The 15,325-nt window shown below is 69.5% G+C and carries 13 protein-coding genes; 9 read left to right on the forward strand and 4 right to left on the reverse strand.

The window, feature by feature from the left end; all coding sequences use genetic code 11:
* The first annotated feature begins 163 nt into the window (after window positions 1-163).
* From U2P90_RS08925 to U2P90_RS08940, 4 genes are all read left to right on the forward strand, one after another.
* Window positions 164-2,509: a 3-hydroxyacyl-CoA dehydrogenase/enoyl-CoA hydratase family protein gene (locus tag U2P90_RS08925; protein WP_322474644.1), complete on the forward strand. Its 2,346-nt coding sequence runs from the start codon at window positions 164-166 to the stop codon at window positions 2,507-2,509.
* Window positions 2,510-2,721: 212 nt separating this feature from the next.
* Complete coding sequence (locus U2P90_RS08930) at window positions 2,722-3,906, forward strand: alpha/beta hydrolase family protein (RefSeq protein WP_322474645.1); 1,185 nt, start codon at window positions 2,722-2,724, stop codon at window positions 3,904-3,906.
* Window positions 3,899-4,651 (forward strand): suppressor of fused domain protein, encoded by a 753-nt coding sequence (locus U2P90_RS08935; protein ID WP_322474646.1) that lies wholly within the window; start codon window positions 3,899-3,901, stop codon window positions 4,649-4,651. The genes U2P90_RS08930 and U2P90_RS08935 overlap by 8 nt, the downstream gene beginning before the upstream one ends.
* A 26-nt stretch (window positions 4,652-4,677) precedes the next feature.
* Window positions 4,678-5,871, forward strand: a complete 1,194-nt coding sequence (locus tag U2P90_RS08940) for a thiolase family protein (RefSeq protein ID WP_322474647.1) — start codon at window positions 4,678-4,680, stop codon at window positions 5,869-5,871.
* A 60-nt stretch (window positions 5,872-5,931) separates the two neighbouring features.
* On the opposite strand, the gene U2P90_RS08945 is transcribed toward U2P90_RS08940, so the two are convergent.
* Window positions 5,932-6,798, reverse strand: a complete 867-nt coding sequence (locus U2P90_RS08945; protein ID WP_322474648.1) for an Ig-like domain-containing protein — start codon at window positions 6,796-6,798, stop codon at window positions 5,932-5,934.
* 46 nt (window positions 6,799-6,844) lie between these two features.
* Window positions 6,845-7,675 carry an ammonia-dependent NAD(+) synthetase gene (gene nadE / locus U2P90_RS08950; protein ID WP_322474649.1) on the reverse strand — a complete coding sequence of 277 codons (831 nt, stop codon included), beginning with the start codon at window positions 7,673-7,675 and terminating at the stop codon, window positions 6,845-6,847.
* Window positions 7,676-7,722: 47 nt separating this feature from the next.
* Here nadE and pncB point away from each other — a divergent pair, with 47 nt between their 5' ends.
* Together pncB and U2P90_RS08960 are read left to right on the forward strand one after the other, a co-directional pair.
* Complete coding sequence (gene pncB / locus U2P90_RS08955) at window positions 7,723-9,174, forward strand: nicotinate phosphoribosyltransferase (RefSeq protein WP_322474650.1); 1,452 nt, start codon at window positions 7,723-7,725, stop codon at window positions 9,172-9,174.
* Window positions 9,175-9,179: 5 nt separating this feature from the next.
* Window positions 9,180-10,073 carry an ADP-ribose pyrophosphatase gene (locus U2P90_RS08960; RefSeq protein WP_322474682.1) on the forward strand — a complete coding sequence of 298 codons (894 nt, stop codon included), beginning with the start codon at window positions 9,180-9,182 and terminating at the stop codon, window positions 10,071-10,073.
* A gap of 117 nt (window positions 10,074-10,190) precedes the next feature.
* On the opposite strand, the gene U2P90_RS08965 is transcribed toward U2P90_RS08960, so the two are convergent.
* On the reverse strand, window positions 10,191-10,421 hold the full coding sequence (locus U2P90_RS08965) for a hypothetical protein (protein WP_322474651.1): 231 nt from the start codon (window positions 10,419-10,421) through the stop codon (window positions 10,191-10,193).
* A 117-nt stretch (window positions 10,422-10,538) separates the two neighbouring features.
* Window positions 10,539-10,787 (reverse strand): hypothetical protein, encoded by a 249-nt coding sequence (locus U2P90_RS08970; RefSeq protein ID WP_295816244.1) that lies wholly within the window; start codon window positions 10,785-10,787, stop codon window positions 10,539-10,541.
* Between the two features lie 91 nt (window positions 10,788-10,878).
* Here U2P90_RS08970 and U2P90_RS08975 point away from each other — a divergent pair, with 91 nt between their 5' ends.
* The 3 genes from U2P90_RS08975 (at window position 10,879) to U2P90_RS08985 (ending at window position 15,322) form a co-directional block, all read left to right on the forward strand.
* Window positions 10,879-12,081, forward strand: a complete 1,203-nt coding sequence (locus U2P90_RS08975) for a 23S rRNA (cytosine(2499)-C(5))-methyltransferase (RefSeq protein WP_322474652.1) — start codon at window positions 10,879-10,881, stop codon at window positions 12,079-12,081.
* A 194-nt stretch (window positions 12,082-12,275) separates the two neighbouring features.
* Entirely contained in the window at window positions 12,276-13,364 is a 1,089-nt protein-coding gene (gene dinB / locus U2P90_RS08980; RefSeq protein WP_295816241.1) for a DNA polymerase IV, read from the forward strand.
* Between the two features lie 89 nt (window positions 13,365-13,453).
* Window positions 13,454-15,322, forward strand: coding sequence for a S8 family peptidase (locus U2P90_RS08985; RefSeq protein ID WP_322474653.1), 1,869 nt, complete (start codon window positions 13,454-13,456; stop codon window positions 15,320-15,322).
* The last annotated feature ends 3 nt before the right edge of the window (window positions 15,323-15,325 follow it).

Here is a 15,325-nt window from a genome sequence, read left to right on the forward strand (position 1 = left end):
GTGACCGCCGGGCCATGACCTGGGCATGATCAGCCAGGGCCGGTGCCTGCCGGGCTAATTCCCACAGGTGCACCGCTGGGCGCCCATGGAGGTGGACAACTGCGTTTCCTCCCCCTAAACTTGAACCGAGTCTAATTTTAGTCCGACCCCTCAGGAGGCCCGAGTGAAGATCCAGAAAGCAGCCGTCATCGGCGCAGGCGTCATGGGTGCCGCCATCGCCGCGCAACTCGCCAACGCCGGCATCCCCGTCCTGCTCCTCGACATCGTCCTGCCGGATCAGCAGGATCGGAACTTCCTGGCGAAGTCCGGCATCCAGCGCGCCCTCAAGGCCCGCCCCGCCGCGTTCATGGATCCCGCCCGCGCCGCCCTGATCACGCCCGGCAACCTCGAGGACGACCTCAAGGCCCTCAAGGACGCCGACTGGATCCTCGAGGCGATCATCGAGAAGCTCGACGCCAAGCGCGAGTTGTGGGCGAAGGTCGAGAAGGTCGCCAAGAAGACTGCGATCATCTCCAGCAACTCCAGCGGCATCCCCATGCACCTCCAGATCGAGGGCCGCGCCGAGGACTTCCAGCGCCGCTTCGTGGGCGCGCACTTCTTCAACCCGCCGCGCTACCTGCACCTGCTCGAAGTCATTCCCACGCCCAAGACCGACCCGAAGGTCACGCAGGCGTTCAGCGAGTTCGCCGAGACGACCCTGGGCAAGGGCGTGGTCGTCGCGAACGACGTGCCGGGCTTCGTCGCCAACCGCATCGGCGTGTACGGCATCGTGCGCGCCATGCAGCACATGGACAGAGCGGGCCTGACCCCGGCGCAGGTCGACCAGCTCACCGGCCCGGTGCTGGGCCGCGCGAACTCCGCGACGTTCCGCACCGCCGACCTCTCGGGCCTGGACATCATCACCCACGTCGCCAGCGACCTCGGGAAGGCCACGCCGGACGACGAGGACTTCACCCTGACCCCCGCGTTCCGCACGCTGGTCGAGGAGAAGAAGATGCTGGGCGACAAGACCGGCAGCGGCTTCTACAAGAAGACGAAGGGGCCGGACGGCAAGACGAAGATCCTGAACCTGAACCTGGAGACCTTCGAGTACGAGGATCAGGGCAAGGTGAAGGTCGCCGCCGTGGACGCCGTGAAGGGCCAGCCCCTCGCCGCCCGCGTGAAGGCCCTGTACGCCGCCGAGGGGAGGGAGGGCGACTTCCTGCGCGGCGTGATGAACGACGGCTTCTGGTACGCCGCCAAGATGGCCGGCAACGTCTCGAACCGCCTGCAGGACATCGACAACGCCCTGAAATGGGGCTTCGGCTGGGAACAGGGCCCCTTCGAGACGATGGACACCGTGGGCGTGCAGACGGTCATCGCCAACCTGGAGGCCGAGGGCCGCACCCTGCCCCCGCTGCTCGCCGCCATGAAGGCCAGCGGCCGCGAGTCGTTCTACAGCGGCGACCAGACCGTCACGCCCACCGGCGAACCCACCACGTACCAGGCCCCGTACTTCATCCTCACCGACCTGAAGAAGGACGCCACCAAGGTCGTGAAGAAGCGCGCCGGTGCGAGCGTCGTCGACCTGGGGGACGGGGTGCTGCTCGCCGAGTGGCACGCCAAAATGAACGCCCTGGGCGAGGATCAGCTCCGCAGCGTGCAGGACGCGCACAAGCTCGTGCAGGACATGGGCTACGCGGGCCTCGTCGTGGGCAACCAGGGCGAGAACTTCAGCGCCGGCGCGAACCTCCCCCTAATCCTCTCGCAGGCCCAGGCGGACGAGTGGGACGAACTCGACGACATAATCAAGCAGTTCCAGCAGGTCACCACCAGCCTGCGCTTCAGCCCCCACCCCACCGTCGCCGCGCCCTTCGGCCTGACCCTCGGCGGCGGCGCGGAATTCACGCTGCACGCCGACCACGTGGTCGCCAGTGCGGAACTGTACATGGGCCTCGTGGAGGTCGGCGTGGGACTTATCCCCGGCGGCGGCGGCACCAAGGAGATGCTTCTGCGCTTCACGGACATGCAGCAGCCCGGCCAGCAGCTCGGCGCGACCCTGCTCCCCGCCGTGCAGCGCGCCTTCGAACTCATCGGCACCGCCAAGGTCAGCACCAGCGCCCTGGAGGCCCGCAACCTCGGTTTCCTGCGCGACACCGACACCGTTGCCATGAACAAAAACCACATCCTGCAGGACGCCAAACGGCAGGTGCTCGCCCTCGCGCCCGGCTACGTGCAACCCGTCCCCCGCCACGACATCCCCGTCATGGGCGACGCCGCCATTGCCGCGATCAAGAGCGCCCTGTACGGCATGCACCAGGGCGGGTACATCACCGACTACGACCTCGTCGTGAGCGAACAGCTCGCGCGCGTCCTGTCCGGCGGCACCGGCAACAACCGCACCGCCAAGGTCAGCGAACAGCACCTCCTCGATCTGGAGCGCGAGGCCTTCCTGACCCTGCTGGGCAAGAAGGGCACCCAGCAGCGCATCGACCACATGCTCAAGACCGGCAAGCCGCTGAGGAACTGAGTGTCCTTATTCCTCCCCCCTCGCGGGGGAGGCTGGAAGGGGGGTGACGAAGCGTCCTCCAAGCCGCCCACGAAGGACAGGGCATCTGGATTCCGGTTTCGTCGGTCACACGCCCCCTCACCCCGGCCCTCTCCGCAAGCGGCTCATACAAGTCCAACGGGGGGAGAGGGAGAACGGCCCCGCCCTCTCTCACCGTTTGCAAGGATGACTCCATGACTCCCCTCCTCGACCGCCTCCGTACTGTCCGCAAGCGCCGCGCCGTGGCGTGGGCGGGGGCGGCGTATGCCGTGGCCGTGCTCCTCGGGGCGCTGGTGGGGGCGGAGATCACCCTGCGGAGCAAGACGCGCTGGGTGAAGGGCGTGTTCGTGCCGGTCGGGCGGCGCGGGAACGATCTGTTCCTGCCGGCCAGCGTGGAGACGCTGTCGCGCGGGCCGCTGGGCCTCGTGCCGCTGCGGCCCAACCGCGGGCACGCGGTGCTGGGGCGGCACCAGATGGCCGGAACCGTCGTGAAACGGCCGATCCTGCAACAGCGGGGCACGCTGCCGAACGGGGCGCTCGCGTGGGTGTCCACGTACGTGTACAACGGCACGCCCGCGCAGCTCGGCGTGAAGTACGAGGACACGGTCGTCCGCACGCCCGTTGGAGACATGCCCGCGTGGCACATCCCGCCCCTGAACGGCGAGGGGGACGCCATCGCCATCGTCATCCACGGGCACGGCGGGCAGCGGGCGCAGGCGCTGCGGATGCTCCCGGCCCTGCTGCGCTCCGGCGTGGGCAGCCTGTTCGTCACGTTCCGCAACGCCTTCGGAGCCCCGCAGATCGGCAAGGGCTACCTGACCCTGGGCGACGTGGAGGCCGAGGACGTCCTCGCCGCGCTGCACTGGGCGAAGGACGCCGGGTACACGCGGGCCGTCCTGTACGGCTTCTCCATGGGCGGCAACATCGCCCTGAGCGTCCTGCGCGACCGGCACCGGCCGTACCCGATCCCCGTGACCGGTGTCATGCTCGACTCGCCGGCCCTCGACTGGCGGGCCACCATCCGCTGGAACGCCCAGCGCGTCGGCCTCCCCAGGCCTATCGCACGGCACGTCGGCACCTTCACGCAGTGGCTCGTCACGAAACGCAGCGGGCAGGACTTTGACACCGTGGATCAGATCAGAGCGGCCCCCACCTTCGACGTGCCGATCCTGCTGTGGCACGGCACCCGCGACCGCACCATCCCCATCGATCAGGCCGAGGCCCTGGCCGCCGCCCGCCCCGATCTGGTCGAGTACCACCGTGTGGAGGGAGCCAAGCACATCCGCACCTGGAACATCGACCCGAAGGGGTACGACGCGCAGTTGGAAGCGTTCATCGCGAAGGTGTTGCCGGGGATCAAGGAGGACAGGCATGGATGACGAGAAGACGAGAGGCGGCCAGCCCATCTATCGTTACTCAACGAACGAGCGAGGGTGGGTGGTTCCGGAAATCGACGCTGAAATCAAGGGTGCCGTAGAGGCCCACCTGACACGGTTCCTGGGCCACGATTCGATCGTCTGGCACGAAATCATCTCGGATCTGGTTCACATCGACGTCTACAAATTCAACCCAACTCCGCAGCGGCCCTACTACACCCTGGTCACGTCTGGTATGTCCGACAGGCCCATGACCGTGCCGGAGAAACTTGAGGAGATGCAACGGGCAGAACTCCTGATCTGCCTGCCGCCCGATTGGCCTCTCGGACAAGCGGGCGAGAGCACATCGGAAGGTGATCTCGGAGATTTCAACAATTACTGGCCGATCCACATGCTGAAATACCTGGCCCGGATGCCACACGAGTACCGGACGTGGCTCGGGTGGGGACACAGCATCCCGAATGGCGAGCCGCCGGCCGCCTTCGCCGACACCAACTTTGTCGGCAGTGTCGTGGGGCCTGTCGTCACCCTGCCTGACGAATTCGTCAAGCTCGACGTCGGTGACAGTACCGTGTGGTTCTACGCCATCTATCCGGTCTATGCGGAGGAGCTTCAATTCAAGATCGACAATTCTGGCGGCGCTGATGCCCTCTTCGGACGTTTTGAGAAGGCAGGCGTAACGGAGCTGGTCGATCTTCTGCGGAAGAATGTCTGTGCAAAACGCAAGTTCGGCCGATTCTTTTCTTGACCCTCACCTCTCAAGGAGTAACCCCTATGCGTGATGCTGTTATCGTTTCTGCTGTTCGTACCCCCGTGGGCCGTGGCATCAAGGGCACGCTCGCCAACACCCGCCCGGACGACCTTGCCGCGCTGGTCATGAACGAGGCCGTGCGGCGGGCCGGAGTGGACGCTGCGCTGGTTGAGGACGTGTACCTGGGCTGCGCCATTCCCGAGGCCGAGCAGGGCCTGAACGTGGCGCGGCTGGCGGCGCTGCGGGCCGGGATGCCCGACAGCGTGGGCGGCGTGACCGTGAACCGCTTCTGCTCCAGCGGGCTCCAGACCATCGCCATGGCGGCGGCGGCCATCCAGACCGGGCAGGCCGACGTGATGCTGGCGGGCGGCGTGGAGTCCATGAGCATGGTGCCCATGAGCGGCCACAACCCCAGCCCGAACCTGGAACTGGTGGATCAGCGCCCCGGCGCGTACATCGGCATGGGCATGACGGCCGAGAACGTGGCCGCCAAGTACGGAGTGAGCCGCGCCGATCAGGACGCCTTCGCGCTGCGCAGCCACCAGCGCGCGGCGGCGGCGCAGGACGCCGGGAAGTTCGACGCCGAGATTGTGCCCGTGCCGGTGCGCGTCGACAAGGTGAAGGGCACGAAGATGAAGTCCGAGACCATCAACTTCGACAAAGACGAGCTGATCCGCCGGGACGCGAACCTGGAGGACATGGCGAAGGTGCGCCCGGCGTTCAAGGCGACCGGGTCGGTCAGCGCGGCGAACTCCAGCCCGTTCAGCGACGGCGCGGCGGCCGTGCTGATCATGAGCGGCGAGAAGGCCGCGGAACTGGGCGTGAAGCCGCTGGCGAAGTTCCTGGGCTTCGCGGTGGCGGGTGTCGATCCGGAACTCATGGGCATCGGCCCCGTGAAGGCCGTGCCGAAGGTGCTGGCGCAGACGGGCCTGACGCTGGCGGACATCGACCTGATCGAGCTGAACGAGGCGTTCGCGGCGCAGTCGCTGGCCGTGGCGCGCGAACTGGGCCTGAACGAGGAGATCATGAACGTGAACGGCGGCGCGATCGCGCTGGGGCACCCGCTGGGCTGCTCGGGCGCGAAGCTCGCCACGACCGCCATCTACGAACTCGGGCGGCGGGGCGGCGGCAAGGCGCTGATCACCATGTGCATCGGCGGCGGCATGGGCGCGGCCGGGATCATAGAGGTCTACGGCGCGGAGCAGGCCGCCGACTGAGGACGGGAACGGGGAAGGGGACGGACTGTGCGTGTCCGTCCCCTTTTGCGTGGCCTGGGTTCAGCGGTTCAGGATTGTAGTGGCAGCGTCCCGCAGCGTCACGGGATTGGCCTTCATGCCCTGCGTCGTCATCGGGCGGGCGGTGGCGAGGGTAACGGCCTGTGACTGTGCCTGCTGTCGCGCAGCTGCCTGGGCGCCCAGCGGGGGAACCGTCGTGGACGTCTGCACCATGGCGAGGCCGTAGGTCTGCAGTAGGTTGCCAGCGGCGTCGACGGTGGTCGCGCTGCCCTCCACCGTCGCGCTGCCCTCGAAGGTACCCAGGGCGTTATCCGCGTCCTGGCCGACGAAGTAGAAGGTCACGGTGCTGGAGGTGACGGCTGCAGTGAAGGCAACGTCCAGAGTATTTTCTCCAGACAACGGGCCCATCAACACGGAGTTGCTCCGGGTCTGCGCCTTGTTGACGTACTCGCCAAACGAGACGAGACCGTATCTGGAGTCGACCTCGTCGTAATTGATCAGGGCACCCTGATCGATGATGGTGTCAGTCGAATCCACCAGCGCCCAGCCCCACACGCCCTGATAGGGAGTGACGATGTTGAACACGGCGCTGGTGCCGACGTTCCCGGCAGCGTCATAGGCACGGGCCGTGAAGTTGGTGCGTGGGGATGTCACGTCGGTCGAGTAGGTGAACGGTGCAGTGGTATCGGTGGTGAGCAGCGTGGAGCCCTGGTAGAACTCGACCTTGGTGACGCGGCGGTCATCGGTGGCAGCGGCCGTCAGCACCACGTTGCTGCTGTCGTCCGACACGCTGCGGCTCAGACTCACTGTGGGCGCAGTGGTGTCGTTCGCCGGAGGTGTGCTGCCCCCACCGCCACACGCGGTCAGGATCAGGGCGGCGGTCAGGGCGGCCAGGAGGGTCGGTTTCACGCCTGCACTCTATGCACTGGGCGCGTGTTCCGTTGCCGCACCTGCGTCAGTCCCGCGCTGTCCACCACCCGTCGAACGGCGTGACGGGCACGGTGCGTTTGTGGCGGGTGTTCCGGTACATCTGCTCGATCCGGGCGGCGGCACTGTCGTCCACGGCGCGGCCTTCCAGATAGGCGTCGATCTGCGCGTAGGTCACGCCCAGGGCGGCCTCGTCGGGCAGGCCGGGGCGGCCGTCCTCCAGATCGGCGGTGGGCACCTTCTTCCACGTGCTCTCGGGGGCGCCCAGATGGGCCAGGAGCTGGGCGCCCTGACGTTTGGTCAGGCCGGTCAGGGGGGTCACGTCCACGCCGCCGTCGCCGTACTTGGTGAAGAAGCCGGTGACGGCCTCGGCCGCGTGATCCGTGCCCACGACGAGCAGGTTCAGCTGCCCGGCGATGGCGTACTGGGCGACCATGCGCTCGCGGGCCTTGACATTGCCGCGCACGAAATCCCGCAGGTCGCTGCCGATGGCGCCCTCGGCGGCCTGGGCGGCGGCGTCCACGCTGGGCCGGATGTTCACGGTGACGGCGTGATCCGGGCGGATGAACTCCAGGGCGGTCTGGGCGTCGGCCTCGTCGGCCTGGGTGCCGTAGGGGAGGCGCACGGCGATGAAGGTGGCGCTGCCCCCACGGGCACGCACCCGCTCGGCGGCAAGCTGGCACAGGCGGCCCGTCAGCGTGCTGTCCTGCCCGCCGCTGATCCCCAGCACGAAACCGGCGGCCGGGGTGGCGGTCAGGTACGCGCTCAGGAACTCGATCCGCCGCTCGACCTCGGTGGCGGGGTCGATGTCCGGCTGGACGCACAGGTCGGCGCGGATGTGGTCGCGGAGCGCACTCATGATCCGGAGTATGGAGCACGCCAGGGCGCGGCGCGTACACTCCCGGGGTGACGCCCGCCCCCGCGCCCCCGGCCCTGTTCACGGATCTGTACCAGCTGACCATGATGCAGGGCTATGTCGAGCACGGCCTGCATACCCAGGAGGCCGTGTTCGACCTGGGCTTCCGGCGGCGGCCCTTCCGGGGCGGCTACGCGCTGTGGGCCGGGCTGGAACCCATGCTGGACGCCCTGGAATCCCTGCGCTTCACGGACGGCGATCTGGCGTATCTGGACACGCTGGGTCTGTTCCGCCCGGCGTTTCTGGACGCGCTGCGCGGCTGGCGTTTCACGGGCCGCGTGGACGCCTTTCCCGAGGGCAGCGTGATCTTCTCGCACGAGCCCCTGCTGACCGTGACCGCGCCGCTGTGGGAGGCGCAGCTCATCGAGACGATGCTGCTCAACACCCTGAACTTCCAGACGCTGATCGCCACCAAGGCGGCACGGTGTGTCCTGGCCGCCACCTCAAGTCCACATGGCGGCAGGGTCGTGGAGTTCGGGGCGCGGCGGGCGCAGGGGCCAGACGGAGCCCTGAGTGCCACGCGGGCGGCGGTGGTGGGCGGCGCAACCGGTACCAGCAATGTGGAGGCCGGGCGGCGCTTCGGCCTGCCGGTCACGGGCACGCACGCGCACGCCTGGGTCGAGGCCTTCCTGGACGAGCTGAGCGCCTTCCGCGCCTACGCCCAGACCTACCCCGACGCAACCACGCTGCTGCTGGATACCGTGGACACGCTGGGCAGCGGCCTCCCGAACGCGCTGACGGTGGCGCGGGAACTGCGCGGAGCCGGCCACGAGCTGCAGGGTGTGCGGCTGGACAGCGGCGACCTCGCGTATCTGTCGCGGCACATTCGCGCCGAACTGGACGCGGCGGGCTTCCCGGACGTGCGGATCGTGGCCAGCAACGACCTCTCGGAGGACGTGATTGCCGCCCTGATCGCCGAGGGGGCCAGGATCGACGTGTACGGCGTGGGCACGCAGCTCGTCACGGCGGGCGGCGAGGGTGGCGGGGCGCTGGGCGGCGTGTACAAGCTGGTGCAGCTGGGGGGGCGGCCCCGCATGAAGCTCACGGCCGATCCGGGCAAGGCCAGCGTGCCGGGCGTCAAGCACGTGTGGCGCGGTGCCGAGGGGCCAGCGCCAGACGCGACGTATGTCTGGGACGTCCTGACGCTGGGCGGCCCGCCCGCGCCGGGTGATGTGGTCGGCGATCCGGTCAATCCCCTGCGGGCGGCGCGGCTGCCGACTGGCCTGCACTGGGCACCGGCCCGCGAGGTCGTCATGCAGGGCGGTGTACGCACACGCCCGCCCGAGGCGCTGCTCGACGTGCAGGCCCGCGCCCGACGCGAACTCGCCCGGCTGCCCGCCGGGACGCGGCGCATGCTGAACCCGCACGTGTACCGCGTGAGCCTTGCCCCGGAGGTGGCGGCCCTGCGTGACCGCGAGCGGGCACGGTTGCTGGGGACGTGAACCGGATGGACGGCGCGGTCTTCATCGGCCGCTGTCAGCCCCCGCACGACGCGCACGTGGCGAGCGTGATCGCTGCCCTGAACACCGCACCGCGTGTGCTGGTGCTGCTCGGCAGCGCGAATCTGGCCCGCAGCGTCCGCAATCCGCTGAGCGTCCCAGAGCGTGCGTGGCTGCTGCGCCGCGCTGTGCAGGACGCAGGCGGGGACGTGCGCCGCGTGACCATCCGGCCCCTGCCTGACCGTTTCGATGGGGAGCGCTGGGCCGCCGACGTGCGGGCGGTGGCGGCAACGGTGTTCAGTGCCGACGCCCGTGTCGCCTTGGTCGGCCACGAGAAGGACGCCAGCGGAGCGTATCTGCGCTGGTTTCCCGGCTGGACGCGGGTGGGGCTGCCCGGCATACCCGCTCTGGACGCCACGTCCATCCGGGCGGCGTGGCTGACCGGGATGCCGCTGCCGCCGGGTGTGCCGTCAGCTGTTGCGGAGTGGCTTGCCGCGTTCACCTGCACACGAGCCCATGCCCGTCTCGCGCTGGAGTGGCAGGCGGTCGAGGCCGCGCGGACAGAGGTGCCCCCCGGCGGTCGTCTACACGAGGAGCGCTGGATGCATGTGCACGCCGGGCACGTCTGGCTGCACACCCGCCGCGACGACATCGGGCGCGGGCTGTGGGCGCTCCCTGGGCGGGTGCTGCCGGTGGGGGAGAGGCCGGAGTGTGACGGGATCGTGTTCGACCATCCGGCCCGGTCACTGGTCGGACAGGCCGTGGCGCGCGTGTTCCTGGGGCCGCCGCCTGGCGGCCTCGACGCCCACCCCGTCGCGCTGAACATTGCCCTCTCGCGCCCACGCCGGTTCCACGAGGATCACCACGTCATCCTGACGCGGGTGCTGGGGGCGGCTAAGTAGGTCGAAGTTGATCTTTAGATCAACCGAGCAGAGCGAGTATCGAAGAAAGTACGTCGTAGCGGCAATGGAGAGATTCCGGCGCTGTCCCGGAAGCTCGTAATGTTAGCTACGACGTACTTACTCCGGTTTGGCCTCGTTCTGGTCATCCTTGATCCAGCCGGTCGTCTTGCGCAGGTTCATCTGCCCGAAGGCGGCGAGCCACTCGGCCTCGGAGAGTTCATTCAGGTCGCGGCCCGCGTGCTGCTCGATCAGCACGGCCCGCATCACGTCGGCCTCGTAGTCACTGGCGCTCTCGCGGCCCAGGCGTTCCAGCACGGCGTCGGTGGTCAGCTGTTCGTCGATCTTCATGTCAGGCCTCCTGATCGGCCGTCCGAATTCCAGCGTCAGACAGAGGGAGTCTGACGCCTCCATTCTCCCGGCCGCTCGGTTGAATCCACTCGCTCTGCTCGGTCATAAGGACAACGCTTATGACCGATGTTCCTGCACATCGAACGGAAAGACCGACGCCTCAGATGTGATCTGGAAGCGGCGGCGCAGGTCGTCCAGCTTGCGGCGGGCGTCGTCGGTGTGGGCGACCAGGCCGTGGGGCACCTCGGCCGTCTCGTGGGCAAAGGCCACGCCCTCGACCTCCACGCCGGGTGAGCCGTCGTCCAGGGTGATGAACCGGGCCGGCACCTGGCCGCCCGACACGCTGAGCATGAAGTCCTCGGTCATGTCCGGCACTCTGCCGCATGGCCGTGTCCGGAACCGCAGGGTGGCCGTCGCCTCTCCTTAATGGTGGCCTGCCGTGCGGTACCCTGACCGGATGCCGGATGCCCCCGCCCCCCGTTCCCGCCTGCGCCTGCGGGTCTCCCCGGCGGCCGAGGCGCATGTCCGCGCCGGGCACCCGTGGGTGTACGAGTCCAGCGTGCGCGACCAGAACCGGGATGGCGACCCCGGTGAACTCGCCGTGATCTACGACCGCCGCGACCGCTTCCTGGCGATCGGCCTGTACGACCCGGACTCGCCGCTGCGGGTGCGCGTGCTCCACCAGGGCACCCCCGCGACCCTGGACGATGCGTGGTGGGCCGCCCGCCTGGACGCGGCCCTGAGCCTGCGCGAGCCGCTGTTCGGCCCGGACACCGACGGCTACCGCGTGGTCAACGGCGAGTCCGACGGCTTTCCTGGGCTGGTCGTGGATCGCTACGGGCCCACCCTGGTCGTGAAGCTGTACACCGCCGCGTGGTTCCCACACCTGCCGCGCGTGCTGGGGCTGCTCGCGGCCCGCTTCCCGGAGTTCGCAGTCGTGCTGCGCCTGAGCCGCAACATCCAGACCGCCGCGACCCGCCAGGGCCTGTTCGACGGTCAGGTGCTCGCCGGCCGCGTGCCGGGCGGCACCGTGGTCTTCCACGAGACCGGACTGGCCTTCGAGGCTGACGTGGTGCGAGGCCAGAAGACCGGCTTCTTCCTGGATCAGCGCGAGAACCGGCGGCGGGTCGAGAAGTACGCCCGGGGGCGGCGCGTGCTCAATGCGTTTTCCTTCAGCGGCGGCTTCTCGCTGTACGCGGCGCGGGGCGGGGCGGCCGAGGTCATCAGCCTCGACCTGAGCGCCCACGCCCTGGCGAGTGCCGAGCGCAACTACGCCCTGAACCCCCGGCTGAGCGCCCCACATGAGACCGTCCAGGCCGATGTGTTCGAGTGGCTGGCCCACACGGAAGCAGACTTCGACCTCGTGATCCTCGATCCCCCCTCGCTGGCGCGGCGCGAGGCCGAGCGGGCCGGGGCGATCCGGGCCTACGGAAAGCTCGCGCACGACGGCATCCGGCGGCTGTCTCGGGGCGGCATCCTGGTCAGCGCGTCGTGCTCGGCCCACGTCAGTGCCGACGAATTCTGGGACGCCGTGCGGGACACGGCGACCGCCAGTGGGCGGAGCTGGACGGAACTGCACACGGCGCAGCACGCGCCCGATCACCATGCCGCCTTCCCCGAGGCGCAGTACCTCAAGGCGATCTTCCTGCGATTCGACTGATCGACGTCGCCTTCCGGAGCAGGAGGGAGCTGGTTCCGTCCACTGCACCCGAATGTCCGAGAGCCGCGTGCCGGGGCGGGGGTGGCGGGCATGCTCGAGTCAACCGTCAGCCTCACCCGGATCGGCGCCACGACCTCCCGCACCTCTCCGGTGCCCGTCTCCCTCTGTTTACGCTCCGGGCGTAACATGGCCCCGTGACCGCCCCGCTCCGCAAGATCATCCACGTGGACATGGACGCCTTCTACGCGTCCGTGGAACAGCGGGACGATCCCGCGCTGCGCGGTGTGCCGGTGGCCGTGGCGTGGGGCGGGCGGCGCTCGGTCGTCCTGACCGCCAGCTATGAGGCCCGCCCGTACGGTGTCCGCAGCGCCATGCCGCTGTACCGGGCGCTGGAGCGCTGCCCCGGTCTGCGCGTCGTCCCGCCCCGCTTCGACGCGTACCGGGAAGTCAGCGCCCAGATCCGGGCCGTGTTCCGCACCTACACCACGCTGGTGGAACCCCTGTCGCTCGACGAGGCGTATCTGGACGTGACCGCGCCCCTGGTGGGTGGCCCCAGTGCCACCCGGATCGCGCAGGCCATCCGGGCGCAGATCCGCGAGCGCACCGGCCTGAGTGCCACGGCGGGCGTCAGCGTGAACAAGTTCCTCGCCAAACTCGCCAGCGGCATGAACAAGCCCGACGGCCTGACCGTGCTGCTGCCGGAACAGATCGATGAGCTGCTCGCGGGCCTTCCCGTGGCCGAGTTCCACGGGATCGGCCCCGCCACCGCTGCGAAGCTGGCGGGTCTGGGCATCCACACCGGGGCCGACCTGCGGGCCACGTCGCCGGAGGTGCTGCGGGAACGGTTCGGCGTGGTGGGCACGCATTTCTGGCGGATCGCTCACGGCCTCGACGACCGGCCCGTCGAGCCGGATCGCCCGTACCGCAGCATCGGCGCCGAGGAGACGTACGCCGATGATCTGCACGGGATGCCGGCCGTGCTGGCGCGGCTGCCGGGGCTGGCCGGTGGCGTGGAGCGGCGGCTTGCGGGGGCAGGACAGTGCGCGCGGACGGTGATCCTGAAACTCAAGTTCGACGACCGGAGCGTGATCACCCGGCGGGTCACGTTGCCGTGGCCGGTGCAGACGGCGGCGGCGCTCACGGACACGGCGGCCACGCTCCTCACCCCCGAGGTGCTGGCCGGACGTGGCGTGAGGCTGGCCGGGATCACGGCGGCCACCCTGATGCCGGTGGGGGAGCCACCGGCACAGCCGCCGCTGTTTCCCGGACGGTTCGGCACGTGACCGCCCGGTGGTGGGGGGACGGCACGTCCTGTGGTCGGGTACTCTGGCCGGGTATGGTTCGTCGTCCTGCTGCGTCATGGGCTGCCCTGGTGGCTGGCCTGACGATCCTGCTCGTCGCCTGTGACCGTGGCCGGATCCCCGATCCGCCACCCGATCCCGTGTCCAGCATCAGCGGCACCGTCACGCTGCCCGGCGCCCGCGCCACCGCGCTTCCCGTCACCCGGCCCCTGCGGCCCGGCGAGGTGCTGCGTGATCGACAGGGCCAGCCGTGGCGGGTGCGCGGCGCGTCCCGCGCCGCCGGGCGCTCCGGGGCCGTGATTCCCGGCGAGTACCTCGTGCTGACCCGGCCGGGACTGTCCGCCCAGAGCGTGACTGCGTCCGTGTCGGCGCTGGAGGTGCCGTTGGTGGGAACCGTGGGCCTGTCGCGGGCGGGAGGCTCGTCCGCGCTGGGGCTGGGGCTGTACCGCGTGAACCGCGTCCTGAGCGGCGCACAGTCCGCCCAGGTGCTGCGGGAACTGGCGGCCCGGCCGGGGGTGCTGAGCGTCTCGCCAAACCGCCGGATGGTGGCGCTGCGGACGCCGGACGACACCTACTATCCCCTCCAGTGGCACTACCCCGCCATGGATCTGCCCGAGGCCTGGACACTCACCACCGGCGCGGCCGTCACGGTGGCCGTGCTGGATACCGGGATCGGCTCCCATCCCGATCTGACCGGGCAGCTGCTGCCCGGCATGGACTTCATCCGGGATCCGGCGGTCTCCGGAGACGGTGACGGCCTCGATTCCGATCCCACCGACGCGGCCGGCGGCGACTATCACGGTACCCACGTGACCGGCACCGTGGCCGCCCGGACGAACAACGGAGCGGGCGTGGCCGGAGTCAGCTGGGGAGCGCGGGTCGTCCCCGTGCGTGTGCTGGGCCAGGACGGGGGGGATCTGGCCGATGTCCTGCTGGGGGCCCTGTGGGCGGCCGGAGAGCCGGTCGACGGCGTGAAGGCCACGGCGCATCCCGCCCGGGTCGTGAACCTCAGTCTGGGTGGCGAGGGCGTGTGCTCGGCCGCCGAACAGCAGGTCTTCACGCGGCTGAAGGCACGGGGGGTCGTGACGGTGGTGGCCGCCGGGAACGACGACGTGGACGTCGCCACCATCTCGCCCGCGAACTGTGCGGACGTGATCACGGTCGGTGCGGTCGGTCCCGACGGCCGGCGGGCACCGTACTCGAACCACGGCGCCCGGATCGACGTCATGGCACCGGGCGGAAACGGCAGCCTGGGGGTCACGGTCGGCAGCGAGACGTATCCCGGCGGGGTGCTCAGCACCAGCGTCGATGACGTGACCCGCACCGCGCAGTACGTGTTCATGGACGGCACGTCCATGGCCGCTCCGCACGTGGCCGGGGCGGTGGCCCTGCTGCTCGGGCGCGAACCGACCCTGACCCCGGATCAGGTGCTCGCCCGGCTGAAACGCACGGCGGCCCCGCTCGGCAGCCGCTGCGACGTGGCCGGTGGCTGCGGTGCCGGTCTGGTCGATGCCGGGGCACTCCTCACGGACGCGACGTCCTCGCCACCCCCGACCCCACCGACCCCGACTCCGCCCACCACGCCACCGGTCGTGGCCGCGCTGTTCCTCCAGCCCGACACCTCGATCAACTATGCCCAGAGCCGGTACACGCAGCTGCCCACCGATTCCCTGACTCCGCCGTACCGGGTCGGAGACCTCGCCGCCGGGCCGTATCTGGTCGCGGCGTGGCAGGATCTGGACGACGACGGTCAGATCGACGAGGGCGAACCCTTCGGCACGTACCCGCAGACCGTGACACTGAGTGCCACGGGGAGCGATCTGACCGGTATCGACGTGACTCTGGAGGCGTTCCGGGTACAGGGGGTGTCCGCGGCGGAAGGCCCGGACCGGCAGGATGCAGTGATCCGCGCCCTCGAGACGCTGACCACGCGGCGATGAGTT

Source organism: Deinococcus sp. AB2017081, from assembly GCF_034440735.1.
GTDB lineage: Bacteria > Deinococcota > Deinococci > Deinococcales > Deinococcaceae > Deinococcus > Deinococcus rufus.